This is a genomic window from Kribbella antibiotica (assembly GCF_004349055.1).
Classification (GTDB): domain Bacteria; phylum Actinomycetota; class Actinomycetes; order Propionibacteriales; family Kribbellaceae; genus Kribbella; species Kribbella antibiotica.
Genome location: NZ_SMKX01000018.1, coordinates 62,993 through 89,883 on the forward strand (window position 1 = coordinate 62,993; position 26,891 = coordinate 89,883).

General features: G+C 67.6%; 23 protein-coding genes and 1 pseudogene. 1 reads left to right on the forward strand and 23 read right to left on the reverse strand.

Annotated elements, in window-relative coordinates:
• Nucleotides 1-18: 18 nt before the first annotated feature.
• Genes E1263_RS08830 through E1263_RS08840 form a run of 3 tightly spaced genes read right to left on the reverse strand, consistent with a single transcriptional unit; the run spans nucleotide 19 to nucleotide 1,963 of the window.
• Nucleotides 19-939, reverse strand: coding sequence for an RluA family pseudouridine synthase (locus tag E1263_RS08830; protein WP_132166701.1), 921 nt, complete (start codon nucleotides 937-939; stop codon nucleotides 19-21).
• Nucleotides 936-1,535 (reverse strand): signal peptidase II, encoded by a 600-nt coding sequence (gene lspA / locus E1263_RS08835; RefSeq protein ID WP_132166702.1) that lies wholly within the window; start codon nucleotides 1,533-1,535, stop codon nucleotides 936-938. The genes E1263_RS08830 and lspA overlap by 4 nt, the downstream gene beginning before the upstream one ends.
• Nucleotides 1,508-1,963 carry a TraR/DksA family transcriptional regulator gene (locus E1263_RS08840; RefSeq protein ID WP_132166703.1) on the reverse strand — a complete coding sequence of 152 codons (456 nt, stop codon included), beginning with the start codon at nucleotides 1,961-1,963 and terminating at the stop codon, nucleotides 1,508-1,510. Before E1263_RS08840 ends, lspA begins: the two co-directional genes overlap by 28 nt.
• 607 nt (nucleotides 1,964-2,570) lie before the next feature.
• Between E1263_RS08840 and ileS the strand changes: the two genes are divergently transcribed.
• Nucleotides 2,571-5,717 (forward strand): isoleucine--tRNA ligase, encoded by a 3,147-nt coding sequence (ileS, locus tag E1263_RS08845; protein ID WP_132166704.1) that lies wholly within the window; start codon nucleotides 2,571-2,573, stop codon nucleotides 5,715-5,717.
• Nucleotides 5,718-5,937: 220 nt separating this feature from the next.
• Here ileS and E1263_RS08850 read toward each other — a convergent pair whose 3' ends face one another.
• The 20 genes and pseudogenes from E1263_RS08850 to mraZ all read right to left on the reverse strand — a co-directional run bounded on the left by E1263_RS08850 (nucleotide 5,938) and on the right by mraZ (nucleotide 26,705).
• Entirely contained in the window at nucleotides 5,938-6,711 is a 774-nt protein-coding gene (locus E1263_RS08850; protein WP_132166705.1) for a DivIVA domain-containing protein, read from the reverse strand.
• 162 nt (nucleotides 6,712-6,873) lie between these two features.
• Entirely contained in the window at nucleotides 6,874-7,194 is a 321-nt protein-coding gene (locus E1263_RS08855) for a YggT family protein (RefSeq protein ID WP_132166706.1), read from the reverse strand.
• 48 nt (nucleotides 7,195-7,242) lie between these two features.
• Nucleotides 7,243-7,803 carry a cell division protein SepF gene (locus tag E1263_RS08860; protein ID WP_132166707.1) on the reverse strand — a complete coding sequence of 187 codons (561 nt, stop codon included), beginning with the start codon at nucleotides 7,801-7,803 and terminating at the stop codon, nucleotides 7,243-7,245.
• 69 nt (nucleotides 7,804-7,872) lie between these two features.
• Nucleotides 7,873-8,583 carry a YggS family pyridoxal phosphate-dependent enzyme gene (locus E1263_RS08865; protein ID WP_132166708.1) on the reverse strand — a complete coding sequence of 237 codons (711 nt, stop codon included), beginning with the start codon at nucleotides 8,581-8,583 and terminating at the stop codon, nucleotides 7,873-7,875.
• Complete coding sequence (locus E1263_RS08870; protein WP_132166709.1) at nucleotides 8,580-9,317, reverse strand: purine nucleoside phosphorylase YfiH/LACC1 family protein; 738 nt, start codon at nucleotides 9,315-9,317, stop codon at nucleotides 8,580-8,582. The genes E1263_RS08865 and E1263_RS08870 overlap by 4 nt, the downstream gene beginning before the upstream one ends.
• Before the next feature lie 28 nt (nucleotides 9,318-9,345).
• On the reverse strand, nucleotides 9,346-9,513 hold the full coding sequence (locus tag E1263_RS44310) for a hypothetical protein (RefSeq protein ID WP_420323378.1): 168 nt from the start codon (nucleotides 9,511-9,513) through the stop codon (nucleotides 9,346-9,348).
• A gap of 244 nt (nucleotides 9,514-9,757) precedes the next feature.
• Nucleotides 9,758-10,827, reverse strand: a pseudogene (gene ftsZ, locus E1263_RS08875) (cell division protein FtsZ); the annotation flags it as partial.
• A 151-nt stretch (nucleotides 10,828-10,978) separates the two neighbouring features.
• Nucleotides 10,979-11,731, reverse strand: a complete 753-nt coding sequence (locus E1263_RS08880) for a cell division protein FtsQ/DivIB (RefSeq protein ID WP_132166711.1) — start codon at nucleotides 11,729-11,731, stop codon at nucleotides 10,979-10,981.
• 33 nt (nucleotides 11,732-11,764) lie between these two features.
• The gene (gene murC, locus E1263_RS08885; protein ID WP_132166712.1) at nucleotides 11,765-13,225 is read right to left on the reverse strand and encodes a UDP-N-acetylmuramate--L-alanine ligase; all 1,461 of its coding nucleotides are present in this window, start codon (nucleotides 13,223-13,225) and stop codon (nucleotides 11,765-11,767) included.
• The gene (gene murG, locus E1263_RS08890) at nucleotides 13,222-14,310 is read right to left on the reverse strand and encodes an undecaprenyldiphospho-muramoylpentapeptide beta-N-acetylglucosaminyltransferase (RefSeq protein WP_132166713.1); all 1,089 of its coding nucleotides are present in this window, start codon (nucleotides 14,308-14,310) and stop codon (nucleotides 13,222-13,224) included. Before murG ends, murC begins: the two co-directional genes overlap by 4 nt.
• Nucleotides 14,311-14,338: 28 nt before the next feature.
• Nucleotides 14,339-15,595, reverse strand: coding sequence for a putative lipid II flippase FtsW (ftsW, locus tag E1263_RS08895; RefSeq protein ID WP_132166714.1), 1,257 nt, complete (start codon nucleotides 15,593-15,595; stop codon nucleotides 14,339-14,341).
• A gap of 15 nt (nucleotides 15,596-15,610) precedes the next feature.
• Nucleotides 15,611-17,047, reverse strand: a complete 1,437-nt coding sequence (murD, locus tag E1263_RS08900) for a UDP-N-acetylmuramoyl-L-alanine--D-glutamate ligase (protein ID WP_132166715.1) — start codon at nucleotides 17,045-17,047, stop codon at nucleotides 15,611-15,613.
• Nucleotides 17,044-18,120 (reverse strand): phospho-N-acetylmuramoyl-pentapeptide-transferase, encoded by a 1,077-nt coding sequence (mraY, locus tag E1263_RS08905; protein ID WP_132166716.1) that lies wholly within the window; start codon nucleotides 18,118-18,120, stop codon nucleotides 17,044-17,046. The genes murD and mraY (E1263_RS08905) overlap by 4 nt, the downstream gene beginning before the upstream one ends.
• Before the next feature lie 16 nt (nucleotides 18,121-18,136).
• On the reverse strand, nucleotides 18,137-19,213 hold the full coding sequence (gene mraY / locus E1263_RS08910; RefSeq protein ID WP_132166717.1) for a phospho-N-acetylmuramoyl-pentapeptide-transferase: 1,077 nt from the start codon (nucleotides 19,211-19,213) through the stop codon (nucleotides 18,137-18,139).
• Nucleotides 19,210-20,604 carry a UDP-N-acetylmuramoyl-tripeptide--D-alanyl-D-alanine ligase gene (locus E1263_RS08915; protein WP_132166718.1) on the reverse strand — a complete coding sequence of 465 codons (1,395 nt, stop codon included), beginning with the start codon at nucleotides 20,602-20,604 and terminating at the stop codon, nucleotides 19,210-19,212. Before E1263_RS08915 ends, mraY (E1263_RS08910) begins: the two co-directional genes overlap by 4 nt.
• Nucleotides 20,601-22,124, reverse strand: a complete 1,524-nt coding sequence (locus E1263_RS08920) for a UDP-N-acetylmuramoyl-L-alanyl-D-glutamate--2,6-diaminopimelate ligase (protein WP_132166719.1) — start codon at nucleotides 22,122-22,124, stop codon at nucleotides 20,601-20,603. The genes E1263_RS08915 and E1263_RS08920 overlap by 4 nt, the downstream gene beginning before the upstream one ends.
• Before the next feature lie 62 nt (nucleotides 22,125-22,186).
• Nucleotides 22,187-24,451, reverse strand: a complete 2,265-nt coding sequence (locus tag E1263_RS08925) for a peptidoglycan D,D-transpeptidase FtsI family protein (protein WP_202868793.1) — start codon at nucleotides 24,449-24,451, stop codon at nucleotides 22,187-22,189.
• Between the two features lie 4 nt (nucleotides 24,452-24,455).
• Nucleotides 24,456-25,058: a cell division protein FtsL gene (gene ftsL / locus E1263_RS08930; protein WP_132166721.1), complete on the reverse strand. Its 603-nt coding sequence runs from the start codon at nucleotides 25,056-25,058 to the stop codon at nucleotides 24,456-24,458.
• Complete coding sequence (gene rsmH / locus E1263_RS08935) at nucleotides 25,055-26,023, reverse strand: 16S rRNA (cytosine(1402)-N(4))-methyltransferase RsmH (RefSeq protein WP_132166722.1); 969 nt, start codon at nucleotides 26,021-26,023, stop codon at nucleotides 25,055-25,057. The genes ftsL and rsmH overlap by 4 nt, the downstream gene beginning before the upstream one ends.
• Nucleotides 26,024-26,273: 250 nt before the next feature.
• On the reverse strand, nucleotides 26,274-26,705 hold the full coding sequence (gene mraZ / locus E1263_RS08940) for a division/cell wall cluster transcriptional repressor MraZ (protein WP_132166723.1): 432 nt from the start codon (nucleotides 26,703-26,705) through the stop codon (nucleotides 26,274-26,276).
• Nucleotides 26,706-26,891: the final 186 nt, after the last annotated feature.

A 26,891-nucleotide genomic window follows, 5' to 3' on the forward strand; every position in this document is an offset into this window, starting at 1 on the left:
AAGACGCCCGGTATGCGGTCAGTCGGTGAGGCGGTCGAGGGCCTGGTCCAGGTCCTCGGGGTACTGCGAGGTGAACTCGACGTACTGGCCGCTGCCGGGGTGGTCGAAGCCGAGGCGCATGGCGTGCAGCCACTGGCGCTTCAGCTGGAGCTTCTCGGCGAGCACCGGGTCCGCGCCGTACGTGAGGTCGCCGCAGCACGGGTGACCGATCGCGGACATGTGGACGCGGATCTGGTGCGTGCGGCCGGTCTCGAGGGTGATCTCGAGCAGCGTCGCGTAGCGGAAGGCTTCGAGCGTCTCGTAGTGCGTGACGCTGGGCTTGCCGCCGGCGATGACACCGAACTTGTAGTCGTGGTTCGGGTGCCGGTCGATCGGGGCGTCCACGGTGCCGGTGAACGGGTCCGGGTGACCCTGCACGAGCGCGTGGTAGATCTTCTTGACCGTCCGCTCCTTGAAGGCGCGCTTGAGGACGGTGTACGAGTACTCCGTCTTGGCGACGACCATCAGGCCGGAGGTGCCGACGTCGAGGCGGTGCACGATGCCCTTGCGCTCGGCGGCACCGCTGGTGGAGATGTTGAACCCGGCGCCGGCCAGGTGACCGATCACGGTCGGGCCGGTCCAGCCCGGTGACGGGTGCGCGGCGACCCCGACCGGCTTGTCGACCACGATGATCTCGTCGTCGTCGTGGACGATCCGCAGGTTGTCGACGGTCTCCGGTACGACGGTCACGTCGGAAGGCGGTGGCGGCAGCTCGACGTCGAGCATCACCCCGGCCGAGACCCGGGAGGACTTGAGCGCCGAGACGCCGTCCATCTGGACCAGGCCGGACTCGATCATCTCGACGGCCTTGGTGCGCGAGACGCCGAACAGGCGGGACAGCGCAGCGTCGAGACGCTCACCGGCCAGGCCGTCGGGGACCATGACGGTACGGGAGCTCATTTCTTCAGCTCCTTGGTGCCGTCGAGGCGGATCCCGCGCAAGGTCTGGATGACCAGCAGGATCGCGGCGGACGTGACGGCCATGTCCGCGATGTTGAAGATCGCCCAGTGCGGCGTCTGCAGGAAGTCGACGACATGCCCGTGGAACGGCGAGGGCTCGCGGAAGATCCGGTCCGTGATGTTGCCGACCGCGCCGCCGAACAGCAGGCCGAAGGCGATCGCCCAGCCGACCGACCCGAGCTTGCGCGACAGATAGATCACACCGAGCGCCACGGCGATCTGGATCACACTGATCACCGGCGTGTACCCGGCGCCGAGGCTGAACGCGGCACCCGGGTTCCGGATCAGGTTGAACTTCAGCAACCCGCCGATCACGTTCACCGGCTCGCCCGGTGTCAGATGCGCCAGTGCGAGCGCCTTCGTCAGCTGGTCGAGCCCGAGCACCACGATCCCGGCGACGCCGAACATCGCCATCCACTTCCAGGAGCGCGGTGCGGCCTCAGCCGGAGACGACGGAGAACCGGCCGACTCGAGGTCGGCCGGTTCTGATGCCTGGGGTTCGTCGTCGTTCAGCGACGTTCTTCGCGTTCTTTGCATGAGAGGCACAGTGTCGCACGCGGGAATGCCTGCAACCGACCCTTGCCGATGGCCTTGCCGCAGGACTCACAGGCGCCGTAGGTGCCGTCGGCGATCCGGGACAGGGCGAACTCGACCTGGTTGAGCATGTCGCGCGCGTTGTTGGCCACCGTCGCCTCGTGATAGCGCTCGAGGGTGGTGGAACCGACGTCGGCCTGGTCGTTGCCCGCACCGTCGCTGCCGTCGCGGAACAGGCCGACGATCTCCTGCTCGGCGTCCTTGATCTCCTGCCGCAGGTGCACGACGTCGGCCTCCATGCCGGCCCGGAGCTCGGCTACTTCAGCCGCCGTCCACGGGGACTCCCCGTCCTTCACCAAGAGGGTCTCAGCCTTGGGTGCAGGGGACTTGGCCGGCGCAGTTGCCGGGGTCCTGTTCTCGTTGGTCTTCATGGCCACCCTCTTCGTCGTCGCTTGCTGGGCAGGGGCTGTGCCTAGGTCATGGGAAGTCTTCGCAGCCGGCCGCTTCTTGGCCGGTACCTTCTTGGGAGCCGTAGCCATGAACAGCTACCCCCTGCCTTCGTCGGGAGACTGAAGCGGACTGGCGCAGACAGTAGGCCAGCTCGGCAGGCCTGACCAGTCCGACGCGCAGACCGTGGACATACGGTAGTCGCTTCTTCAAGTTCACTCGATGTTCCGCGCGTCACAGCCGTATCTCAGCCGCTACCCTCAGTGACATCTGCGTGAACATCACGCTGCATTCTCACGGTTGTACCCCCGATCGGCACCCCATTAACGATTCGTAGTTGCCTGGTACGACGCCGTACACTGGCAACCGCGAGCAGCAAGGCGTTGATGGGGCCATCACCCCGGAGCCGCCGGAAGAACAGTCCGTTGGCGACCTATTAGAACCGGCAGCAGCGCGCGAAGGAAGTGGGTGACTCCCCCAATTACCCCTGGGGAAGCCGCCAAGGAGGGTGGTACCGCGCGGTGCCCGGCCGATCCGGTCAGGGGCACTCCGTCCCTCGTCGAGCAGTCAACGGCGACGAAGGATTGAGACATGGCGACCCCGAACACTCCCTGGCGGCAGGTGCCCGCCCAGGTCGACTTCCCCGCTCTCGAGCGCGAGGTCCTGACCCACTGGGACGAGCAAGACACCTTCGCCAAGAGCCTTGCGCAGTCCGCCGGCGGCGCGCCCTGGACGTTCTTCGAGGGCCCCCCGACCGCGAACGGGATGCCCGGCACGCACCACATCGAGGCGCGCGTCTTCAAGGACCTGTTCCCGCGCTACCGGACCATGAAGGGCTTCTCGGTCGAGCGCAAGGCCGGCTGGGACTGCCACGGCCTGCCGGTCGAGGTCGCGGTCGAGAAGGAGCTCGGCTTCAACGGCAAGAAGGACATCGAGGCCTTCGGGATCGCCGAGTTCAACGCCAAGTGCCGCGAGTCCGTGCTGCGGCACGTCGACGCCTTCGCCGAGCTGACCACCCGGATGGGCTACTGGGTCGACATGGAGCACCCCTACAAGACGATGGACCCGGAGTACGTCCAGTCCGTCTGGTGGTCGCTCAAGCAGATCCACGACAAGGGCCAGCTCGTCGAGGACTACCGCATCACGCCGTACTGCCCGCGCTGTGGCACCGGCCTGTCCGACCATGAGCTCGCCCAGGGCTACGAGACGGTCGTCGACCCTTCGGTCTACGTCCGCTTCCCGCTCACGTCGGGGCCCCTCGCCGGTCAGGCGTCGCTGCTGGTCTGGACGACGACCCCGTGGACGCTGGTCTCCAACACCGCCGTCGCCGTGCACCCCGACGTCCCGTACGTCGTCGCCACCGACGGGACCGAGTCTCTCGTGGTGGCCGAGCCGCTGCTCGACCGTCTCGGCGAGGGCTGGACGGTGACCGGCCAGTACGTCGGCCGTGACATGGAGCGCTGGAACTACCAGCGCCCGTTCGACCTGGTGGAATTCCCCGAGCCGGCGCACTACGTCGTACTGGCTGAGTATGTGACCACTGAGGACGGCACCGGTCTGGTGCACCAGTCCCCCGCGTTCGGTGCGGACGACCTCATCGTCTGCCGTGCGTACGGTCTGCCGGTTGTGAAGCCGGTCGAGGCCGACGGCACGTTCTCCGCGGACATCCCGCTGGTGGGCGGCCAGTTCTTCAAGAAGGCCGACGCGGACCTGGTCAAGGACCTGGACGCGCGCGGTGTGCTGTTCAAGCACGTCCCCTACGAGCACCCGTACCCGCACTGCTGGCGCTGCCACACGCCGGTCATGTACTACGCACTCCCCTCCTGGTACATCCGCACCACGCAGGTGAAGGACGCACTGCTCCGGGAGAACGAGAAGACCAACTGGTTCCCGGAGTCGGTCAAGTGGGGCCGGTACGGCGACTGGCTGCGGAACAACATCGACTGGGCCGTCTCGCGGTCGCGCTACTGGGGTACACCGCTGCCGATCTGGCGCTGCGCGGAGGACCACCAGGTGTGTGTCGGTTCGCTGGCCGAGCTCGGTGAGCTCGCCGGGCAGGACCTGAGCGCCACCGACCCGCACCGGCCGTACGTCGACGACATCACCTTCGCCTGCCCGACCTGCGGCGAGGAGTCGCACCGGGTCGCAGAGGTGATCGACGCCTGGTACGACTCGGGTGCGATGCCGTTCGCGCAGTGGGGCTACCCGTGGGCCGAGGGGTCGCAGGAGAAGTTCAAGAAGGCCTACCCGGCCGACTTCATCTCCGAGGCGATCGACCAGACCCGCGGCTGGTTCTACACGCTGATGGCGATCGGCACACTGGTGTTCGACGAGTCGTCGTACCGCAACGTCGTTTGTCTCGGGCACATCATGGCCGAGGACGGCCGGAAGATGTCCAAGCACCTGGGCAACATCCTCGAGCCGATCCCGCTGATGGACGACCACAGCGCGGACGCCGTGCGCTGGTTCATGGCCGCCTCCGGGTCGCCGTGGAAGGCGCGTGGCATCGGTCCGAACGTGCTGAACGAGATCGTCCGGAAGGTGCTGCTGACCTACTGGAACACGGCCGCGTTCCACTCCCTGTACGCACGGCTGGCCAACTGGTCGCCTTCCGACGTGCCGCCGGTGGCGGAGCGCTCGGTGCTCGACCGCTGGCTGGTCAGCGAGACGCACCGGCTGGTCCGCGACACGGATGCGGCCTACGCGGCGTACGACACCCAGAAGCTCGGTCTGCTGATCAGCTCGTTCGTCGACACGCTGTCGAACTGGTATGTGCGGCGGTCGCGGCGGCGGTTCTGGGCCGGCGACGCCGGTGCGCTGGCGACGCTGCACGAGACGCTGGACGTGCTGACGCGCGTGATGGCGCCGCTGACGCCGTTCGTGACCGAGCGGGTCTGGCAGGACGTGTTCCGCCCGGTCACTCCGGAGCTGGCGGAGTCGGTGCACCTGTCGAGCTTCCCGACGTACGACGCCGGGCTGATCGACGATGTGCTCGCGCAGCACGTCTCGATGGCGAAGCGGGTCGTTGAGCTCGGCCGGTCGGCGCGGGCGGATGCCAAGGTCCGCACGCGGCAGCCTCTGTCCCGGGCGTTGGTCGGATCGGCCGCGATCGCGGATCTGTCCGCAGAGCTGCGGCAGGAGATCGCCGACGAGCTGAACGTCGGTTCGGTCGAGCCGCTGTCGTCGGCGGGGGCGGATCTGGTCGAGTTCTCCGCGAAGGGCAACTTCCGCGAGCTCGGCAAGCGGTTCGCCAAGCAGACCCCGGTCGTCGCGGCCGCGATCGCCGCGGCCGATGCCGCCGTACTGGCTGCGTCACTGAAGGCCTCCGGTACGGCGACCGTCGTGGTCGACGGCGCTGAGATCGAGGTGACCGAAGCCGACGTGCTGCTGTCCGAGCGGCCCAAGGAAGGCTGGTCGGTGGTGAACGAGCAGGGCGAGACTGTTGCCCTCGACCTCGAAATCACCCCGGAGCTCAAGCAGGCCGGCCTGGCCCGCGAGGTCGTCCGCACGCTGCAGGAGGCCCGCAAGGCCGCCGGGCTGGAGGTGTCCGACCGGATCAAGGTCTGGCTCACCACCACCGACACCGAACTGGCCGATGCCCTCGGCAAGCACAGCGAAGACCTCGCTCGTGAGGTCCTGGCCGTAGAGCTCACCCACTCAACCCCGGCCGACGCGGCGAATCTTGCCACCGGCACCGAAGCAGACCTCAACCTCACCTACTGGCTCACGAAGGCCTGAGCGAGGCGGTCTAGACGGCGCGGGCCCGCACTGCCGGGCTCGCGCTGAGGTGTGTTCCCCGAAGGACCGGCTGGGGAAGCACCCTCGATTACTGCGGCTGTCTGCGTGGCCTTGACACCCAGTCACCAGGAAACGACTGTGTGTCAGAAGTATCCGGACACGCCGAAGAGGCGGTGCTGCCGGAAAGCACCGCCCCTTCACAGGTTCAGACGTTAAATGCTCAGACTCCGTGACCGCCGTGCGCCTGCGCACGAGCCTCGGGACGGAATCCGTTGCGCGGGCTCAGCGTGTCGTCGCCGTTGCCCAGTGCCTTGAGCTGCTCGGTGAAGTACGTCTTCAACCGGCTGCGGTACTCGCGCTCGTAGGCGTGCAGGTCGTCGATCGTGCGCTCCAGCTGGCCCTTCTGCTTCTCCAGGGTGCCCAGCATCTGCGCACGACGCTCGGCGATCTCGCCGTCGAGCTTCTCGGCGCGCGAGCGAGCCTCACCGGTCATCCGGTCAGCCTTGCCCCGAGCCTCGTTCTCCAGGCGCTCGGCCTTGGCGCGGGCCTCACCGATGATCTTGTCGGCGGTGTCCTTCGCCTCCTGGACCAGGTCGTCGGAGTGCTTGGTGGCCATCTCCAGCAGCCGCACCGCGGAGCTGGACGCGTCGCCGACGGTCCCTGCTGCCGCAGCAGCCCCCGCGGCTACTACCGCGGGCACCACGACTGGTGGCTTCTCTTCGATGATCGGCTTCTCGACGACCACCGGCTGCGGCTTCGGCTGCTGCACGACGGGCGGCAGCGCGGCGGTCTGGTCGACCGGCCGCTCCTGTCCGGCCCCGGCGCGCTGGGCGGCCGCGAGCTTGGCCCGCAGCTCCTCGTTCTCGGCGAGAAGGCGCTCAAGCTCGGCCTCCACCTCGTCGAGGAAGGAGTCGACCTCTGTGACGTCGTAGCCCTCCCGTAGTCGGACGGGCGTGAACTGCTTCGAGCGGACGTCATCCGGCGTCAGCGGCATCTTTCACCTCGTTTGTCTGTGTCTTGGCGGAGTCCCCGTGGTCTTCACCTCGGCGACTCAGTAGATCACGTTATCGCTTCGTTGTGTTGTGACGGAATCCGGGCGGGCGACAACGGTCGAGGACTTCTGTTCTCCGAGACTCTACCTACCCCGTCCCAACCGCTATATCCCGGCGACCCGCAGCGAGTTCAGGGCGGTCGAGTTGATCGACATCGCCACGGAGACGATGACGAACAGCATCAGCATCGACAGGTCGATCCGGATCCCGCCGGCCCCGATCGGGGGCAGGATCCGCCGGAGCGGACGCAGAGCTGGGTCGGTGACCGAGTAGATGGCCTCGAAAAGGAGCAGCAACGGCCCCTTCGGGTGCCATTGCGGCGCGAACATGACGATCAGTCCGAGTACGAACCGCGCCACCAGCATCAAGAAGAAGGCGAGCAGTACCCAACTGAGAACACTGAGGACGAGCATTAGAGCAACCATGTCGTCAACGAGTGTAGAAGACGCGGGAAGTCACCGGGGCCACCACGATCAACTCTGGTTGTAGAACCCGTCCGCGGCGATCTTCTCCTTCTCCTCCGCGGCGACCGTCACGTTCGGCGGGCAGACCAGGAACACCTTGGTGGTGATCCGCTCGATGGAGCCGCGGCAGCAGAAGATCAGGCCGGCGGCGAAGTCCACGAGACGCTTGGCGTCGGCGTGGTCCATCTCGGTCAGGTTCATGATGACGGGCGTGCCGTCGCGGAAGTGCTCACCGATCACACGCGCCTCGTTGTAGCTGCGCGGGTGCACGGTGGTGATGCGGGCCAACTCGGTAACCTCCGGGGACGGTGCGACACCGCGTCGTTCTGGGAACTTGCTGACCGTGCCGCCCGGCTCCTCGCGCCCCTGGTGCTGCTCAGGGCGGGATTCCGGCCGCTCGCGGCTCTCCCGGCCGGCCGGAACCGGCTCGGTCTCGGGGGTATCCCCGTCGGCGGCTTCGTCGTCGTACTCGTACTCGTCGTCGTATTCGTCGTCGTACCGAGCGTTGTAGCGCTCCCCGTCCTCGACCAAGCCGAGGTACACACCCATCTTGCGCAGTGCGCCGCTCATGGCCCTCCAGCCTCTCGATCCGGTGTCGACGACAACGGCGAGCAAGAAAAATCTTGCTCGATGTCGACACTAACCGAGTGAAGGACGCGTACCGAGTAAGGCGCGCCCGAGCCGGACATGTGTCGCTCCATGCCGGATCGCGGCCTCGAGGTCGCCGCTCATGCCGGCCGAGATCCAGGTGGCCGCGGCGTGTTCGGAGCGTAGCCGGGCGGCCACTTCCTGCAGACCGGCGAACGCCTTGTCAGGCTCGGATCCGAGCGGCGCGACCGCCATCACCCCGGCCAGCTCCAGACCGTCCGCGGCCGCGACTTCAGCAGCCAACTCCGGTACGTCGGCCGGTGCCACCCCACCGCGGTCAGCCCCGGTCGCGGCGCCGTCCGGCCCGTACGATGCCAGGCTCACCTGCAGGAGGCATCGGAGCGTCTTTTCCTCGGCCACGGCGGCCTTCGACAGCGCGCCGACCAGCGACAACCGGTCCACCGAATGCACGACAGACGCGTGCCGGACGACCGAGCGAGCCTTCTTCGACTGCAACTGCCCGACGAAGTGCCAGGTGAGTTCCGGATGCTCCGGCGCCTTCACCTTGAGCTCCTGCTCGCGGTTCTCCCCGACGTCCACCACTCCGAGGGCCGCCAGCGCCGCCACATCGCTGACTGGGAAGGTTTTAGTGATCGCGACAAGGGTGACCTCCTGCGGAGCTCTCCCGGCCGCCACACAGGCCTTCTCGATCCGTTCCTGTGCCAGTTGCAGATTGTCGCGGAGCTCTTGCTCTCGGTTCATACGAGTTTCACCAGACCGGCCAGACGACCGCTCTGCTTGCCTTCGCGGCGGTACGAGTAGAGGTTCTCCGATTCCATCGTGCAGCCGCGCGCGTCCTCGATCACGTCGACACCGAGCTCGGTCAGCTGTGCTTTGACTCCCGCCGCCACGTCGAGCGCCGGTGTCCCCCAGCTTGTCTCCGAGTACGACGCCGGCACCCGCTCGCTGATTTCGGCCCGCATCGCTTCGGGCACCTCGTAGCAGTTGCCGCACGCATTCGGCCCGAGGACCGCAGTGATCCGGTCGGCGCCGAGGGCGCGCATCGCCTCCACTGTGGCGGACGCAACACCGACGTACATGCCGGGTCGTCCGGAGTGAGCGGCACCGATGATGCCGTTCTCACTGTCAGCAAGCAGAACTGGCAGACAGTCAGCGGCCCGGACCGCGAGCACGATGTCCGTGCGGGTGGTCACGATCGCGTCGACGCGCGGCACCGGGTTGAGCGGAATCGGGTCGCCCGGCCGGATGACGTGCACATCACGTCCGTGCACCTGACTCACCCGGATGACGTACTCCGGAGCGACCCCGAAGGCCGCTCCGACCCGGCGGAAATTCTCGCCGATCCGCTCGGCGTCCTCCCCCAGCTCACCGGAGCCACCGAGGTTCAGCTCGCCGTACGGCGGTTGGCTGGTCCCGCCGAAGCGGTCGGTGACGGCGAAGCGGGCAGCACCATGAACCGCGTCGTAACTGAACACGACCAAAGGCTACCCGCGCACCTGACAGTTACTTCAGGAAATCCGGAATGTCGAGGTCGTCTTCGGCCGGATCCGGCTTGGGGGCCGGGCGGACGGGAGCGGCCGGGCGCGTCTGCTGCGGCGGGGGTGTTGAGGTGCTGGGTCCGGTGGTCGGCCAGGTGTTCTGCGTGGCCGGTGCGGGCTGGGTCGGCTGCACGGTGCGAACCGGCTCACCGGCCTGCGGGCGCGCCGAGTGCGTGGTGCCCTGGACCGGACGGCCTTCGTTCTGTGTCGGGACCGGGACGGTGTCGTCGGTCGGCGACGTCGGGTACGGCGAGGCGACCGGCTGGCTCACGGGAGCCTGGGCCGGCTGCTGAACCGGCGGCGGCGTCTGCTGTGCCGGTGCGGGCTGCTGAGCCGGCGGTGCAGCCGGAGCGGACATCTGCTCCGAGTACGACGGCTGCTGTGCCGGCGGCTGCTGCTGCTGAGCCTGCTGAACCGGCGGCTGCTGCTGAGCGGGCGGCGTCGTGGCCGGCCGGGACTGCGAACGAGCCTGGTTCATCGCCTGCTCGCGGCGCTTCGGCATCCCACCGTCGAACCCGGCCGCGATCACGGTGACCCGCACCTCGTCGCCGAGAGCGTCGTCGATGACCGCACCGAAGATGATGTTGGCGTCGGTGTGTGCCGACTCCGAGACGAGCTGGGCCGCCTCGTTGATCTCGAACAGGCCTAGGTCGGACCCGCCGGCGATCGAGAGCAGCACGCCGTGCGCACCCTCGATGCTTGCCTCCAGCAACGGAGACGAGATCGCTGCCTCGGCGGCGGCGACCGCGCGGTCCTCACCGCGCGACGAGCCGATGCCCATCAGCGCGGAGCCGGCGTTCGACATGACTGCCTTGACGTCCGCGAAGTCCACGTTGATCAGACCCGGGGTCGTAATCAGGTCGGTGATACCGGAGACACCCTGCAGCAGCACCTGGTCGGCCTGCTTGAAGGCGTCCAGCACGGACACCGCGCGGTCAGAGATGGTCAGCAGCCGGTCGTTCGGGATGACGATCAGGGTGTCGACCTCTTCGCGAAGCGCGGCGATGCCGTCTTCGGCCTGGGTCGCGCGGCGCTTGCCCTCGAACGAGAACGGCCGCGTCACCACACCGATCGTCAGCGCCCCGAGCGAGCGCGCGATCCGGGACACCACGGGGGCGCCGCCGGTGCCGGTTCCACCGCCTTCACCGGCAGTGACGAAGACCATGTCGGAGCCCTTGAGGGCCTCCTCGATCTCCTCGGCGTGATCTTCCGCGGCCTTCTGCCCGATCGCCGGGTTCGCCCCGGCGCCGAGGCCGCGGGTCTCCTCGCGGCCGATGTCGAGCTTGACGTCCGCGTCGCTCATCAACAACGCTTGCGCGTCCGTGTTGATGGCGATGAACTCAACGCCCTTCAGGCCGTGCTCGATCATCCGGTTGACGGCGTTCACGCCGCCTCCGCCGATACCGACGACCTTGATGAGTGCCAGGTAGTTCTGCGGTGCCGCCACAGTCCGCGCCTCTCGCCTCGTGCTGTTCCCGTTGTCCAGCGAAAAGACTGAACCTCAACTGAATACTTAGACTTATGTCAACTTTAGATTACGTCGCACCGTACGGGACCCTTGACAGCAAAGTCCACGCGCCTCGCCGTCGTGAGACGCTTCAGCGCCCACCAATGACACTTTCGCCTTTGGTGACAGGGAGATCGGGCGCCGAGACGTCGTACACCACAGCTTTGCGTTTCATCAGCACAGTGAGTACTTCGGCCTTGCGCGCGCTGTCGTCGGAGCTCCCCCAGACAACCTTCACGCCACCACCGAGGTTCAGTGTGATCGAGTCCGGCGAAGCCGCCGTGATCGACCCCACCTGACCCCGCAACACCTCCGGCAAAGCCGCCGAAACCGTCACCACTGAACGAATCGTTTGTTCACGCCGCGGACCCGTCACCTTGGCCTCCGGCAACCCGGTCGGCCGGGTCGTCGAAGTCTTGAACGACGTCCCGGTCGCATCCACCAACTCGTACCGCGTGCCGTCGGTCACCACGACCACCGGCACTCGCTCGGTGATCACGATCACCACCTTGTTCGGCCACGCCCGCGTCACCTGCGCGTCCGCCACGGCCGGGATCGTCCGCACCCGGGTCGCGATCGCCGACAGCTCGACCTTCGCCAGCGGTGTACCCAGCGGTGCCGCGGCAGCCTGTTCGATCGTTGCCACCGGCACCGTATCGGCACCACTCACCCGAACGCCCTGCACAGCGAACGCGGCGGAGAAGTAGAACAGCCAGACGACCAGGCCGCCGAGCAGAACCACCCCACCACCGATCGCCCACGGCAACCAGCTTCGCCAGCGCACCAGCCGTTGCCGGCGCGCGAACCGCTGCTGAGCCCGAGCCAGATCAGCGCTCTGGCTCATGCAGCAACCTTACGTTGAAAAAACCCCACGCAATTACTTCAGCACAGGCTCGGAAGAGACTGGCGCAGACTCGCGGAGGGCAGCCCGTTCGGCCAGCAAACCAACGACTTCCGGGCCGATCAGCGACACGTCCCCTGCCCCCATGGTGACCACGAGATCACCCGGTACGGCGAGATCCGCGACCAGCTGCGGTACGGCGGACCACGACGGCTCGAACCGCACCTGCTCCGGCTTCAGCGGCACGTGGTTGGCCAGCAACGCCCCGGTGATACCCGGCTCAGGGTCCTCGCGGGCCGCGAACACGTCCATCACCACGACCTCGTCGGCCAGTGCCAGCGCCTCGGAGAACGCCGCCGCGAAGATCCGCGTCCGGCTGAACAGATGCGGCTGGAAGCACGCGATCACGCGCCCCTCCCCCGCCACCTGCCGGGCCGCGATCAGGTCGACCGTCAGCTCGGTCGGGTGATGCGCATACGAGTCGAAGACGCGAACGCCGTCCTCGAAGCCCTTGAACTCGAACCGCCGTCCGGTCCCGGTGAAGGACGCGAGCCCTTCGGCCAGGTCGGCCGCGGAGAAGCCGAGCCCGAGCCCCACCGTCAGTGCTGCCGAGGCGTTCAGCGCGTTGTGCTTACCCGCCTGCTGCAGGTGCACGATCGGCAACTTCCGCCCGCGGTAGACCGGCACGAACGACTGCGTCGCTCCGGTCGCGGTGAGCTCGGTCACCTGCAGGTCGACATCATCGGACTCGCCGTACGTCCGGACGTCGATCCCGTGCTCCCGCGCGTACGCCGTCAGCTTCCGCGCGCCCTCGTCGTCATGGCAGATCACCATGAACCCGCCGGGCAGCACGCGAGCCGTGAAGTCCTCAAAAGCCTTCCGGTACGACGCTTCGTCACCGTAGTTGTCCAGGTGATCCGGCTCGACCGACGTGACGATCGACACCTCGGGCGCATAGGTCAGGAACGACTTGTCCGACTCGTCGGCCTCGGCGACGAACAGATCGCCCGTACCGTCGTGGGCGTTGGAGCCGGATTCGTTGAGGTTGCCACCGATCGCGTACGACGGATCGACGGCGCAGTGCTGCAACGCGACCGTCAGCATCGACGTGGTGGTCGTCTTGCCGTGCGTACCGGCGACCGCGATCGTCCGGCGGCCGACCATCACCGAGGCGAGCGCCGCAGCGCGCGGCAGGATCGGAATCCCGGCAGCGCGCGCAGCAACGACCTCAGGGTTGGTCTCACGAATCGCGGTCGACACCACGACGGTGTCCACGTTCGCCACGTTCTCGGCCGCGTGGCCGACCCAGCAGGTGGCGCCCAGCGCGCGCAGGGCGGCCAGAACCTTGCCGTCCTTGGCGTCCGAGCCGGACACCTCGATACCTCGCGACGCCATGATCCGGGCAATCCCGGACATCCCGGCGCCGCCGATTCCTACGAAGTGCACTCTGCCGAGCTTCTCAGCCGGTAGCAGGGTGTCAGGAGACGTGACGATCACGAGGCCGACCTCACCACATCCAGGATGATCTGCGCCAATCGGTCGTCGGCGTCCGTACGGATGACGCCTGTCGCTGCAGTGGACATGGCTGTCAGACGCGCAGAGTCGTGCAGAAGTTGCGGCACGGTCGCCCGCACCCACTCCGGAGTCACCTCGGCGTTGTCGACGAGCAGGCCGCCGCCCGCATCCACGACAGGCTTGGCGTTCTGTCGCTGCTCACCGTTACCGTGCGGCAACGGAACGTAGATCGCGGGCAGGCCGACACCGGAGACCTCGGTCACCGTGTTGGCCCCCGAGCGGCACACGACCAGGTCGGCCGCGGCATACGCGAGGTCCATCCGGTCGACGTACGAAAGCACCCGGTACGGCGCTGGGCCGGTCTGCGCGACCTCCAGCGAGTTCTTCGGGCCGATCACGTGCAGAACCTGCACGCCGGCCGACTGCAGATCCGCAGCGGCACCGGCGAATGCGTTGTTCAGCTGCTGCGCGCCCTGCGAGCCGCCGGTCACGAGCAGCGTCGGCAGCTCCGGGTTCAGCCCGAAGAACGCCTGCGCCTCGGCGCGGACCGCAGCCCGGTCGAGCGTCGAAATCGCCCGGCGGATCGGCAGGCCGACGTACTGGGCGTGGGGCAGCTCGGAGCCGGGGAACGACGTGATGACGTGCTGCGTGCAGTATTTGGCCGCGAACTTGTTCGCGATACCGGGCACGGCGTTGCCTTCGTGCACCACGATCGGCGTCTTGCGGCGCCAGGCCGCGACGTACGCCGGGGTGGACACGTAGCCGCCGAAGCCGACCAGTACGTCGGCCTTGGCCTCGTCGAGGATCTTGCGGGCCGCGGAGACCGAGGCCAGCATCTTTCCCGGGACGGCGAGCAGGGCCGGCGTGGGCTTGCGCGGCAGCGGGACCGGCGGAATCAGCTCGAGGCGGTACCCGGCCTCGGGGACGACCCGGGTCTCGATCCCGCGCTCGGTGCCGAGGGCGAGGATCTCGATGGTCGGGTCGATCCGGCGCAGGGCGTCGGCAGTGGCGATCAGGGGGGAGGTGTGACCGGCGGTACCGCCACCGGCCAGGACAATACTCGGCACAGCTTTCAACGCTCCGCAGCTCTACTTGTCAGGACGAACGCGAGGTGGCCAGAAACCGGAACCGCGGCCGTCTCGTCTCCTTGAGAGCGGCCTGCGCACCGGGTTCGACCTTCGCGAAGGACAGCAGCATGCCGATCGCGATCAGCGTCGGCAGCAGTGCGGAACCACCGTACGACAAAAGCGGGAGCGGAATTCCCACGATCGGTAGCAGTCCGATCACGGCGCCCAGGTTGACCAGCGTCTGGGCCATGATCCAGACCGTGATTCCGGCGGCCGCATAGCGGACGAACGGCTCGGTGTTCCGGGTCGCGATCCGGCACCCGGCGTAGGCCAGGGTGAGGAACAGCGCGAGCACGGTGAGTGACCCGAACAGGCCGAGCTCCTCACCGATCACCGAGAAGATGAAGTCGGTGTGCGCCTCGGGCAGGTTGCCCCACTTCTGCCGGCTGTTCCCGATCCCGACGCCCCACCAGCCGCCGGTCGAGAGCGCGTAGAACGAGTGGTAGGCCTGCCAGCCGATCGCGGTCGGGTCGGCGAACGGGTTCATGAACGACGTGACCCGGTCCAGCCGGTGGCTGGCCGTGGTGACGAAGTACGTCGCTATCAGGCCGACCACCGCGATCGTCGCGATGAACAGCCGGGTCGGCGCACCGACCACCCAGATCATCCCGATCATGATCGACATCAGCACCAGCGACGTACCTAGGTCGTGCTGGCCGACGACCAGCGCGATGATCAGGCCGCAGACCGGGATCATCGGCACCAGCAGGTGCTTCCACTGAGTCAGCAGCTTCTGCTTGCGGGCATAGAGATCGGCACACCACATCACCAGCGCGAGCTTGGCGAACTCACTCGGCTGGATCTGCAGCGGACCACCGAGGGTCAGCCAGTTGTTGTTGCCCTTGACGCCCTTACCGAGACCCGGCACGTACGTCAGCACCAGCAGCAGCACGGCGCCGAGCAGCGCGATGTAGGCGAGCATCCGGAAGTGCCGCGGCGTCATCCGGGAGGCGACGTACGCCATCGGAAGGCCGACACCGACCCAGATCAGCTGCCGAATGAAGATCGTGTAGCTGTTTCCGTTCGCCCGCAGCGACAGCACGCTCGATGCCGACAGCACCATCAGCAGCCCGAGCACCAGCAACAGGCCGGTCGCCCCGAGCAGGATGTGGTACGACGTCAGCGGTCGGTCGAGCACCTCGCGGATCGCAGCGATCCAGGGGCGTTCAGCGACCCGTTCAGGGGCCGGCTTGTCCCGGCCGGCTCCGTCGGCGATCGATGTCACGCGATCACCCCCGGGTCAGTCCGCGAGGGCGCGTACGGCTTCGGCGAAGGCGTCCCCACGGGCTCCGTAGTTGGCGAACATGTCCCAGGATGCGCAGCCTGGCGCCAGCAGCACGGTGTCCCCCACCTGTGCCACCTTCGCCGCTTCCCCCACCACGATCTCCATTGCTCCAGTGTCCGTTGACTCGACGACGATCCTCGGGACATCTGGAGCGTGTCGCTCAAGTGCTTCCGCGATCACAGCCTTATCTTGTCCCAGCAGGACTACGGCCCGGAGCCGGTCCTTCGCCGCGATCACCAAGTCGTCGAACGTCGCACCCTTGGCCTGTCCCCCGGCGATCCACACGACGTGGTCGTAGGCGAGCAAAGACGCCTGCGCGGCATGCGGGTTGGTGGCCTTGGAGTCGTCGACATAGTTGACCCCGGCAACCTCTGCCACGTGCGCGATCCGGTGCTTGTCGGGAGTGAAGCCCCGCAGCCCGTCGCGAACAGCAGCCGCCGGTACGCCGAACGCCCGGGCCAGCGCGGCCGCGGCCAAAGCGTTCGCCACGTTGTGCGGAGCCGGTGGGTTGACGTCCTCGATCTTGGCGAGCTCGAGTGCCGAGGTCTGCCGCTGCTCGACGAATGCACGGTCGACCAGCAGATCCTCGACCAGGCCGACCATCGACAGGCCCGGCATACCGAGGGTGAAGCCGACGGCGCGGCAGCCGTCGATCACGTCGGCCTCTTCGACCAGGTGCTCGGTGACCTTGTCGGCCACGTTGTAGATGCACGCGACCTGGCAGTTCGTGAAGATCCGGCCCTTGTCCGCCGCGTAGGCGTCCATCGAGCCGTGCCAGTCGATGTGGTCCGGCGCCAGGTTCAGTACGGCGGCCGAGTGCGCCGACATCGAATGCGTGAAGTGCAGTTGGTAGCTCGACAGCTCGACCGCGATCACGTCGTACGGCTCGGGGTCCATGACGGCCTCGAGCAGCGGAAGCCCGACGTTGCCTGCGGCAACTGCCCGGTGCCCGGCCGCGGTCAGGATCGCGGTCAGCATCTGCACGGTCGTGGTCTTGCCGTTCGTCCCGGTGACGCACAGCCACGGCGCGGCGTTGGCGGGATCGCGCAGGCGCCAGGCCAGCTCGATCTCACTCCAGATCGGGACGCCACGCTCGGCAGCCTGGGCCAGCAACGGCGCCGACGGCGGTACGCCGGGAGACGTCACCACGATGTCGACGTCCGGCGGGAGTGTCGCCGTACTGCCTTCGCCGAGCGTGATGGTCGCGCCGAGAACTTCGAGGATCTCCGCCTTCTCGCGGAGCGCCTCGTTGTCGCGGTCGTCGACGACGATCACGTGCTCGGCACCGGCCTGGATCAACGAGTCGGCGCACGCGTAGCCCGCCGTACCGAAGCCCAGGACGACGAAGCGGGTGGTGTCCCAGCCGTCGTCGGTGCGATTGGTCAGCGTCATCCGGTTACCCATTCCGCGTAGAAGAGTCCGAGGCCGGTCACGGTGCACAGACCCTGGATGATCCAGAACCGGATCACCACATTGACCTGTTCCCAGCCGAGCATCTCGAAGTGATGGTGGATCGGTGTGATCAGGAAGACCCGCTTGCCGACCCCGGTCGCTGCCCGGGTGACCTTGAAGACGGTGACCTGAATGATGACCGAGGCGGTGATCATGACGAACAGTCCGCCGAGCAGCAGCACGAGCAGCTCGGTGCGGGTCATCACCGCCAGACCGGCCAGCGCGCCACCCAGTGACAGTGAGCCGGTGTCGCCCATGAAGATCTTCGCGGGTGACGCGTTCCACCAGAGGAAGCCGAACAGCGCGCCGGTCAACGCAGCCGCGACCACGGCCAGGTCATGGGGATCGCGGACCTCGTAGCACTTCGACCCTGGCGCGGTCGCGCAGCTCTGGTTGAACTGCCAGATGCAGATCAGGGTGTAGGCGCCGAACACCATCATCGAGGCACCGGCCGAAAGCCCGTCCAGACCGTCGGCCAGGTTGACGGCATTCGACATGCCGTTGATCAGCAGCAGGATCCAGATCACGGCCAGCACCGGTAGCAGGTGCAACCAGCTGATGTCGCGGATGAACGAGATGAACGGCGACGCCGGCCGCTGACCGCGCCCGTCCGGGAACTGCAGCGCGAGGATGGTGAACGTCACCGCAACGATCGTCTGGCCGGCCAGCTTCGCCTTGCTCCGCAACCCCAGGCTGCGCTGCCGGAAGATCTTGATCGCGTCGTCCAGCAACCCGACCGCGCCACACCCCACGAGCAGGAACAGCACCAGCAGCGCCGAAGCGGTCGGCGCGGTCATCGTGAACAGCTTCGCCGCGAAGTACCCGATGACGGTGGCGATGATGAACACCAGTCCGCCCATGGTCGGCGTACCGCGCTTGGTGGCGTGCGAGGTCGGACCGTCGGTCCGGATCTCCTGGCCGTAGCCACGCTTGGCCAGCAGCGCGATCGCCCACCGGGTGCCGACCAGGGTCAGCACCATCGAGACGGCGCCGCCGAACAGGATCGAGATCACTGCAGACCCGGCTCGGTCATCCCGCCACCCACTCGGCGTAGAACAGGCCGAGGCCGATCACGACGCACAGGCCCTGGATGATCCAGAACCGGATCACGACGTTCACCTGCTCCCACCCGAGCATCTCGAAGTGGTGCTGCAGGGGCGCCATCCGGAACAGGCGCTTGCCCACTCCGGAGGTGCGCTTGGTGACCTTGAACCAGGTGACCTGCAGGATCACCGAGGCGGTGATCATGACGAACAGACCGCCGAGCAGCAGTACGAGCAGCTCGGTGCGGGTCATCACGGCGAGGCCGGCCACGGCGCCGCCCAGGGACAGCGATCCGGTGTCGCCCATGAAGATCTTGGCCGGTGACGCGTTCCACCACAGGAAGCCGAAGAGTGCGCCGGTCAACGCAGCTGCGACGACCGCGAGGTCATGTGGATCTCGGACCTCGTAACACTTCGAGCCCGGCGCGGTCGCGCAGCTCTGGTTGAACTGCCAGATGCAGATCAGCGTGTACGCGCCGAAGACCATCATCGAGGCGCCGGTGGCCAGACCGTCCAGACCGTCGGCCAGGTTCACGCCGTTCGACATGCCGTTGATCAGCAGCAGGATCCAGATCACGATCAGAACTGGCAACAGGTGCAACCAGCTGATGTCACGGATGAACGAGATGAACGGCGACGCCGGCCGCTGACCCCGTCCGTCCGGGAACTGCAGCGCGAGGACCGCGAACGTCACCGCGATCACCGTCTGGCCGGCCAGCTTCGCCTTGCTCCGTAGACCGAGGCTGCGCTGCCGGAAGATCTTGATGAAGTCGTCCAGGAACCCGACCGCACCCATACCGGCGAACAGGAAGAGCACCAGCAGCGCGGACGCAGTCGGCTCGGTCATCGTGAACAGCTTGGCCGCGAAGTAGCCGATGATGGTCGCGACGATGAAGACCGTGCCGCCCATCGTCGGCGTACCGCGCTTGGTGTGGTGGGAGGTCGGCCCGTCGGTGCGGATCTCCTGGCCGTAGCCGCGCTTGGCCAGCAGCGCGATCGCCCACCGGGTACCGATCAGGGTCAGCACCATCGAGACGGCACCGCCGAACAGGATCGAGATCACTGCGCGTCCTCCTTGAGCAACGCGGTCGCCAGCTTGTCGAGCCCGACGTACCGGGATGCTTTCACCAGCACTACATCACCCTGCTGCAGTTCCTTGCCCAGCAGCTCGAGCGCTTCGTCCATAGTGCCGACGTACGCCGACTCGTTGCCCCACGATCCTTCCAGCGACGCACCGAGGTGGATCGGGCGGGCTTCCTCGCCTACGACCAGCAACCGCTGCACATCCAGCCGGACGGCCAGGCGGCCGATGCCGTCGTGCTCCTCGGTGTGGCTGTCGCCCAGCTCACCCATCGGGCCGAGCACGGCCCAGGTGCGGGCCTTGCGGGCCCGGCCGATCGCGACCAACGCCTTGAGCGCGGCTCGCACCGACTCCGGGTTGGCGTTGTACGCGTCGTTGATGATCGTCACGCCGTCTGCGCGCTCGGTCACCTCCATCCGCCACTTCGAGGCAGCCGTCGCCTTGCTCAAGCCTGCGGCGATCTGCTCCGGAGTCAGGCCAACAGCCTGTACGGCGGCCGCCGCGGCGAGCGCGTTCGCGACCTGGTGCTCGCCGACGACCTGGAGCTGCACCGCGTGCTCCTCGCCGCCGATCAGCAACGTGAAGCCCGGCCGGCCGAGCGAGTCGAGCTCGACGTCGGCGGCGCGCACATCCGCGCCCGCGCTCTCCCCCCAGGTGACCACGGCCTCCTGGGTCCGATCGGCCATGGCGGCCACGCGCGGGTCGTCGGCGTTCAGGATGGCGGTCCCGCCCGGTCGCACTGCCTCGATCAGCTCACCCTTGGCGACGGCGATCGCGTCCTGGCTGCCGAACTCGCCGATGTGCGAATGCCCGACGTTCAGCACGAGGCCGACCTTGGGCGGCGTGATCCGGCACAGGTAGGTGATGTCGCCGACGTGCCGGGCGCCCATCTCGGCGACCAGGAAGCGCGTCGACAGGTCAGCCTTGAGCGCCGTCCGCGGGTGGCCGATCTCGTTGTTCTGCGATCCGATCGCCGCCACCGTCGGCCCGTACGGCGCGAGCAGCTGGGCAATCAGGTCCTTCGTGCTGGTCTTGCCTGATGAACCGGTCAAGCCGATGATCGTCAGATCCGGCAGGCGGCTGATGACCAGCGCGGCCAAGTCGCCGAGCGCCTTCTGGGCGTCGGCCACGACGATGCACGGGAAGCCCTCGACCGGGCGGGTCGTGAGCGAGACGGTGACTCCGGCCTCCGTGACCGCGGCCACGAAGTCGTGGCCGTCGACACGCTCACCGGGCAGGGCGACGAACAGCCCGCCCGGGACGGCCTCGCGGGAGTCGGTCACCACGGCGCCGTCGACGACGGCTCCGGGGTCCACCCCCACCAGCTCGCCCTGGACCGCCGCGGCGATCTCCTCGCACCTGACGCCTATCACTGCTCTGCCTCCAACAGCTCACGCACGGTTTCGCGGTCGTCGAACGGGTGGATCACACCGCCGACTTCCTGGCCTGTCTCATGGCCCTTGCCCAGTACGACGACTGTGTCGCCCGGACCGGCCAGCTCGATCGCAGTGGCGATCGCCTGCCGACGGTCGCCGATCTCGTGCAGGTCGACATCCGGAACTGCCTGCCGGGCGCCCTCGACCGCAGCGGCCCGAATACTCGCCGGGTCCTCACTGCGGGGGTTGTCGTCAGTGATGATCACGACATCCGCCGTACGGGCTGCTGCTGCGCCCATGGCGGGGCGTTTGCCGGGGTCACGGTCACCACCGCAGCCCACCACAGCGAACAGCCGGCCCTTGGTTGCGCTACGCGCCGCTTGCAGCGCCAGAGCGACCGCATCCGCTGTGTGGGCGAAGTCGACGATCACGGCGACACCGTCCTCCCGGACGAATCGCTCCATCCGCCCTGGTACGGCGGCGTCTCGCAGTCCGTCGGCGATGGCCTCAGCGGAGACACCGACCTGCCGCAGCATCACTGTGGCGAGTAGGGCGTTCGCCACGTTGAAGTCGCCCGGCAGGGTGATCTCCACCGTCAGCGTCTCGCCGGGACCCTGGATGTCGATGACAGTCGTGCCATGGTCGGACTGGTGCGTGTCAGCAACCGTCCAGTCGGCCGCACGCGTCGTAGAGACGGTCACCAGCGGTACGACGGTCTGCGCGGCGAGGCGGCGGCCGTACTCGTCGTCGATGTTCACCACTGCCAGATCACACCGCTCCGGCGTGAACAGCGACGCCTTGGCGGCGAAGTACTCCTCGAACGTCTTGTGGAAGTCCAGGTGGTCCTGCGTGAGGTTGGTGAAGCCAGCCACCGCGTAGCGCGCGCCGTCCACCCGCCCCATCGCCAGCGCGTGGCTGGAGACCTCCATCGAGCACCACTGCACGTCGTTCTCACGCATCACCGCGAACAGGGCCTGCAGGTCGGTGGCCTCCGGAGTGGTCCGGACGCTCTTCACGACCTCTTCGCCGATGCGGGTCTGGATGGTCCCGATCATCCCGACGGGGCCGAGGCGCCGCAGGACCGAGTCGAGCAGGAAGCTCGTAGTGGTCTTGCCGTTCGTCCCAGTGATTCCGAGAAGCCGCATCTGGCTCGTCGGCTCACCGTAGACCTGCGCTGCGACTGCACCGAGCACGTCACGAGGCTTGTCGACCACCAGAACCGGCAGACCGGTCTCCCGAGCGCGCTCCGCACCGGTCGGGTCGGTCAGTACGGCGGCTGCTCCCGCCTCGACCGCTTTGGCGGCGAACGCTGCGCCGTGCGTATTCGCACCGGGCAACGCGGCGTACAGGTCGCCGGGGAAGACGGAACGGGAGTCGAGCGTGACTCCGGTGATCTCGACCGGCCGGTCAGGGGCGGCTGCCCCGACGAGGAACGCCAGGTCGGAGAGGGCCACCGGCACCACGTGCCGGGGTCTGATCGCTGCTACGGCACCGCCTGCGGCGGTAGGGGTGGACACGGGCCCAGAGGCTACCGCTCCGGGCCCTGCGACACCTACCTCACCCTGTGTCACCGGGTGGGTCACCAGGTGATCGGGACGTTCTGCTGCTTCGCCCCCGTCGGTGGCACCGCGTACTTCTGCAGCGCGAAACTCATTACGTCCCGGAACACCGGACCTCCCTGGAAGCCACCACCCCGAGCACCTGTCGGGTCGTGCAGTACGACGTACACAACGAACCGTGGGTTGTCGGCAGGAGCAAATCCGGCAAAAGAAGTCGCCCACTTCTGGTAGCAACCGCACGCGGAGTCGACCTGCTGCGCCGTACCGGTCTTGCCGGCCACCAGGTAGCCGTCGATCGCCGCCTGCGGCGCAGTGCCCTTCTCCGCGGTCACCGCCTCCATCATGGTGGCGACCTCCTTGGCGGCCTTCTCGCTCACCACACGGCGCGGTGGGGCAGTCTCGGCCGGGGTCAGACTGCCGTTCGGCTCGATCCAGTTCCGGACCAGCTGCGGCGGCACGTAGACACCGCCGTTGGCGACCGCGTTGACCGCGGAGGCCTCCTGGACGGCGTTGACGGACAGGCCCTGACCGAATGCGACGTTCGCCCGGGTCATCTCCGGCCACTCGTCGCCGGCCATCAGCCGGCCCTTGCTCTCGCCGGGGAAGTTCAGGCCGGTGGGCTCACCGAAACCGAAGTCGTGCAAGTACTTCACGAACGTCGGGATCCGCATCTGCTGCGCGGCCATGATCGTGCCGACGTTCGACGACTTCGCGATCACCCCGGCGATGGTCAGATTCAGGTCGCCGTGGTCCCAGTGGTCCTTGACCCGGCCGCCCGGCAGCTTGATGGTGCCCGGCACCTTGAGCTTGGTGTTCAGGTCGATCAGCCCGGCGTCGGCCAGCGCCGCCATCGTGACCACCTTCTGCACGCTGCCCGGCTCGTAGGTGCGTTCCAGGGCCGGGTTGTTCAAGTCACCCAGCTTCCACTTCCCGTTCGGGTCGAAGGACGGGTAGTTGGCCATCGCCAGGATCTGGTTGGTCTTGACCTCGGTCACGATCACCGTGCCGCCGCTGGCGTGGTACTTCTGGACCGCTTCCTGGATCCGCTTCTCCGCGACCCACTGCAGGTCGGAGTCCAGGGTCAGCTGGACGCCGACACCCGGCCGCGGCTCCTCGACCGTGTGGTTCGCGTTCGGGATCTTGTTGCCGTTGCGGTCGACCTCGTACACCGCCTTGCCGTCCTGGCCGGACAACTTGCTGTTCAGTCCGTACTCAAGACCGGACTTGCCCTTGCCGTCGTCCCCGGTCACGCCGACGACGGTCGCGGCGATCGAGCCGTTCGGGTGGCTGCGGGTCGGATCCGCCTCGGTGTAGACCCCGATCAGCGCCGGCGCCTTCTCGAGCTGCGGCTTGCCCTTGTTCTGCTTGGCGAGCTCCTTGTTACCGGCCTTGATCTGAGCGTTGATCTCGTTCCACGTCTGCGGGCTGACCTTGTCGGCCAGCTTCACGAACCGGCCGGTGCCGCTGAGCTTGGTCAGCAACTCCGCCCGCGTCACCTTCCCCTCGAGCTTGGGCGCCAGGATCGCCACCAGTTGCTGCGCGACCGGCTTGGTCTGCTTCGGGTCCGCCGTGATCCTGACGGTGTCCTCGGTGACCGAGAACTCCACGCCGTTGCGATCGGTGATCGAGCCACGCGACGCGTGCAGGACGTAGGGCTTGCTGTTCTCCTTGCTCGCCGCCAGCGCGTAGCTGTCCGGGTCCACGCCCTGGAGCAGGACCAGGCGACCGGCGAACAGCGACAGCACGAACGCCATCACGCCGAAGGTCAGCCGCAGCCGCAGCGTCGAGCGGCCCAGCTTCAGCGTCCGCGGCGGCTTCTTCTCGCGCGGCTTCTTCGGTCGTGGCTGCGGACGGTTCTGCGGCGGGCGCTTGCGTGCGGTGGACTTCTTGGCAGCCGTCTTCTTGGCAGGTGCCCTGCGCGGGCCGCCTTCAGTGCCAGTACGGCGTGGCACCGGGCGACCGTCGCGTGGCGGCACCCGCTTGGCCGGTGCGGCCTTCTTGGCGACCGCCTTCTTGGCGACCGCCTTCTTGGCGACCGCCTTCTTGGCGACGGCCTTCTTGGCGACGGCCTTCTTCACCGGACGGCGTGGCTCCGCCTGAGCCCGCTGGGCCGCCTCCTGCTCACGCGCTTGGCGGAGCAGGCGCTCCCGAGTGGACTCGGGACGCTGCGGCGTTGCGCGCGTGCGGTCCGTAGCCGGTGACGGACGGGACGGGGTGGAGCGCGGCGGAGTGCCGCGGCCTGATCCGCCCTTGCGTGGCGGCTCGTTACCCCGTCGGTCCGTCATCCGATCATCCCCCGGTGGTCGTGTTGGCGGGCGGCTTGCTCGTCTGGGTGTTCGGCGGCTTCGGCGGCTGCCCGCCCGCCGGCGGCTTGTTGGTCTGCGTACTGGCCGGCGGCTTACCTGCACTCACCGGCGGCTTGGTGGCGGGCGGAGTCGACGGCTTCACGCCGTCCGGCGTGCCAGGCCCGAACATCGCCTTACCAGCTCCGGCCTTGCCTTCCTTCGGTACGCCGAGCACCTGTCCGTCGCCCAGCCGCAGGAAGACCGGGTTCGGGTTCGGCACCATGCCCATGTTCAGCGCGCGGTCCGCCAGGTTCTGCGGCGACTCCAGCGCCCGGACTTCCTTCTCCAGCTGCTCCTGCTGGTCGCGCAACTGGCCGGCCTGGTCGTTCAGCTTGGTGATTCCGAAGGTGCCCCGCTGCAGCTCGGTGTTGAGCAGCAGCAGGCCGATCAGTCCGGCCGCCAGCAGCGACACGACGAAGATGACGAACGGCATCCGCGGTGGGCGGAACGGAGCGCCGTACACGACGCGGAGCTTCGGCTCCGACCGCTTGGTGGGAGTTACGGCCGGCTGGACCCGCGCCTTCTGCGGGCTGAACACAGTGCTCATCGGACCACCATTCCCTTCACCCGGACGCGTTCGGCCGCCCGCACGCGAACAGAGGCCGCGCGCGGGTTCGCCGCGAGCTCCTCCTCGGTCGGCCGCTCCGCGCCCCGAGTCAGGATCTGCAGATACGGCTCATGGCCCGCCGGAATCACCGGCAGGTCGTCCGGTACGTCAGTCTTGGTGCCGGCCGCCAGCGTCTGCTTGGCAATCCGGTCCTCCAGCGACTGGTAGCTCATCACGACGATTCGCCCGTGCAGCGCCAGCGACCGCAGTGCATTCGGCAGTGCCCGACGCAGTACCTCGAGCTCGCCGTTCACCTCGATCCGCAGCGCCTGGAACGTGCGCTTCGCCGGGTGTCCACCAGTACGGCGGGCCGCCTGCGGGATCGAGTCGCGCACCAGCTCGGACAGTCGCGCACTGTTCGTGAACGGCTCCGCCTCGCGCTCCCGCACGATCCGGTCCGCAATGCGGCGAGAGAACTTCTCTTCGCCGTACTGGAACAGGATGCGGGCCAGGTCGGCCGAGCTGTACGTGTTGAGGATGTCGGCCGCAGTGGTCGGGCCGGTCGAGTCCATCCGCATGTCCAGCGGCGCGTCCTGCGCATAGGCAAAGCCACGGTCGGCCTCGTCCAGCTGCATCGATGAGACACCCAGGTCGAACAGGATGCCGTTGATCGCCGGTACGCCGAGATCCTCGAGCACCTCGGGCAGTTCGTCGTACACGGCCTTCACGAACGTGGTCCGGTCCTCGTACGGCGCCAGTCGCTCACCGGCCAGCCGCAGCGCGGCCGGATCCCGGTCCAGGCCGATCAGCCGGATGTCGGGGAACTGCTGCAGGAACGCCTCGGAGTGACCCCCGAGACCGAGAGTCGCATCAACGAGAACAGCGCCGGGCTGCGCGAGTGCGGGAGCCAGTAGCGCGACCACGCGCTCCAGCATCACCGGCACATGCCGCTCCGACGCATCCATAGCTCGACCCTTCTCGTCGCTGCGGGAGCGACCCTGCCCCCGCAGGTCCCTGATTTTCGTGGTGTGACTTTGCCGTTGTGTGAGGACGGCCGGATATGACTCCGTCCGGTCAGATCGCGGGTACGACGTCCGGGGAAGTACTTCGTCGTTTGGCACCGGGGAAGTGGCGTCAACACTCGAAGTCGGAGGTCGGACCCGTGATCTCACCGGACGGCCGGTGTGCTCGCGCGCCGCAGAATCATTCTTTTGTTCAGAAGATGCCTGGCAGTACTTCCTCGGAGAGATCGGCAAACGCCTGCTCTTGCTCCTGGGAGTACCGGTTCCAGTTCTCCGTGTTCCAGATCTCCACCCGGTTCATCGCCCCGATGACGACACAGTCGCGATCCAGTCCCGCGTAATCGCGCAGCATCGGCGGGATGGTGACCCGGCCCTGCTTGTCCGGCACCTCGTTGGAGGCTCCGGCGAACAACATCCGTAGGTAGTCCCGCGCACCCTTGTTGGTGATCGGTGCCTGCTTCAACTGCTCGGTCAGCTGGACGAACTCCGCTTCGGGCCAGACCGCCAGCGATCGTTCCTGACCGCGGGTGATGACCAAGCCTTCAGCCAGTTCGTCCCGGAACTTCGCCGGCAGGAACAGCCGTCCTTTGTCGTCGAGCTTGGGGAAGTGAGTTCCGAGGAACACGCTCCACCTCCCCGTTGCGGGCTCTCTGTCTCAGGTGAGCTGCTTCTACCACTTTGGTTCCACTGCGCTCCACCTTACTCCACTTCGCCCCACCGTCAACCAACTTCCGACCCCCACGCCCCACTCCAAGCGCAAATCGGATGCGCGTGTCCCGCGTGTCGTTACGCCTGGATCCTCGTTCGCGGG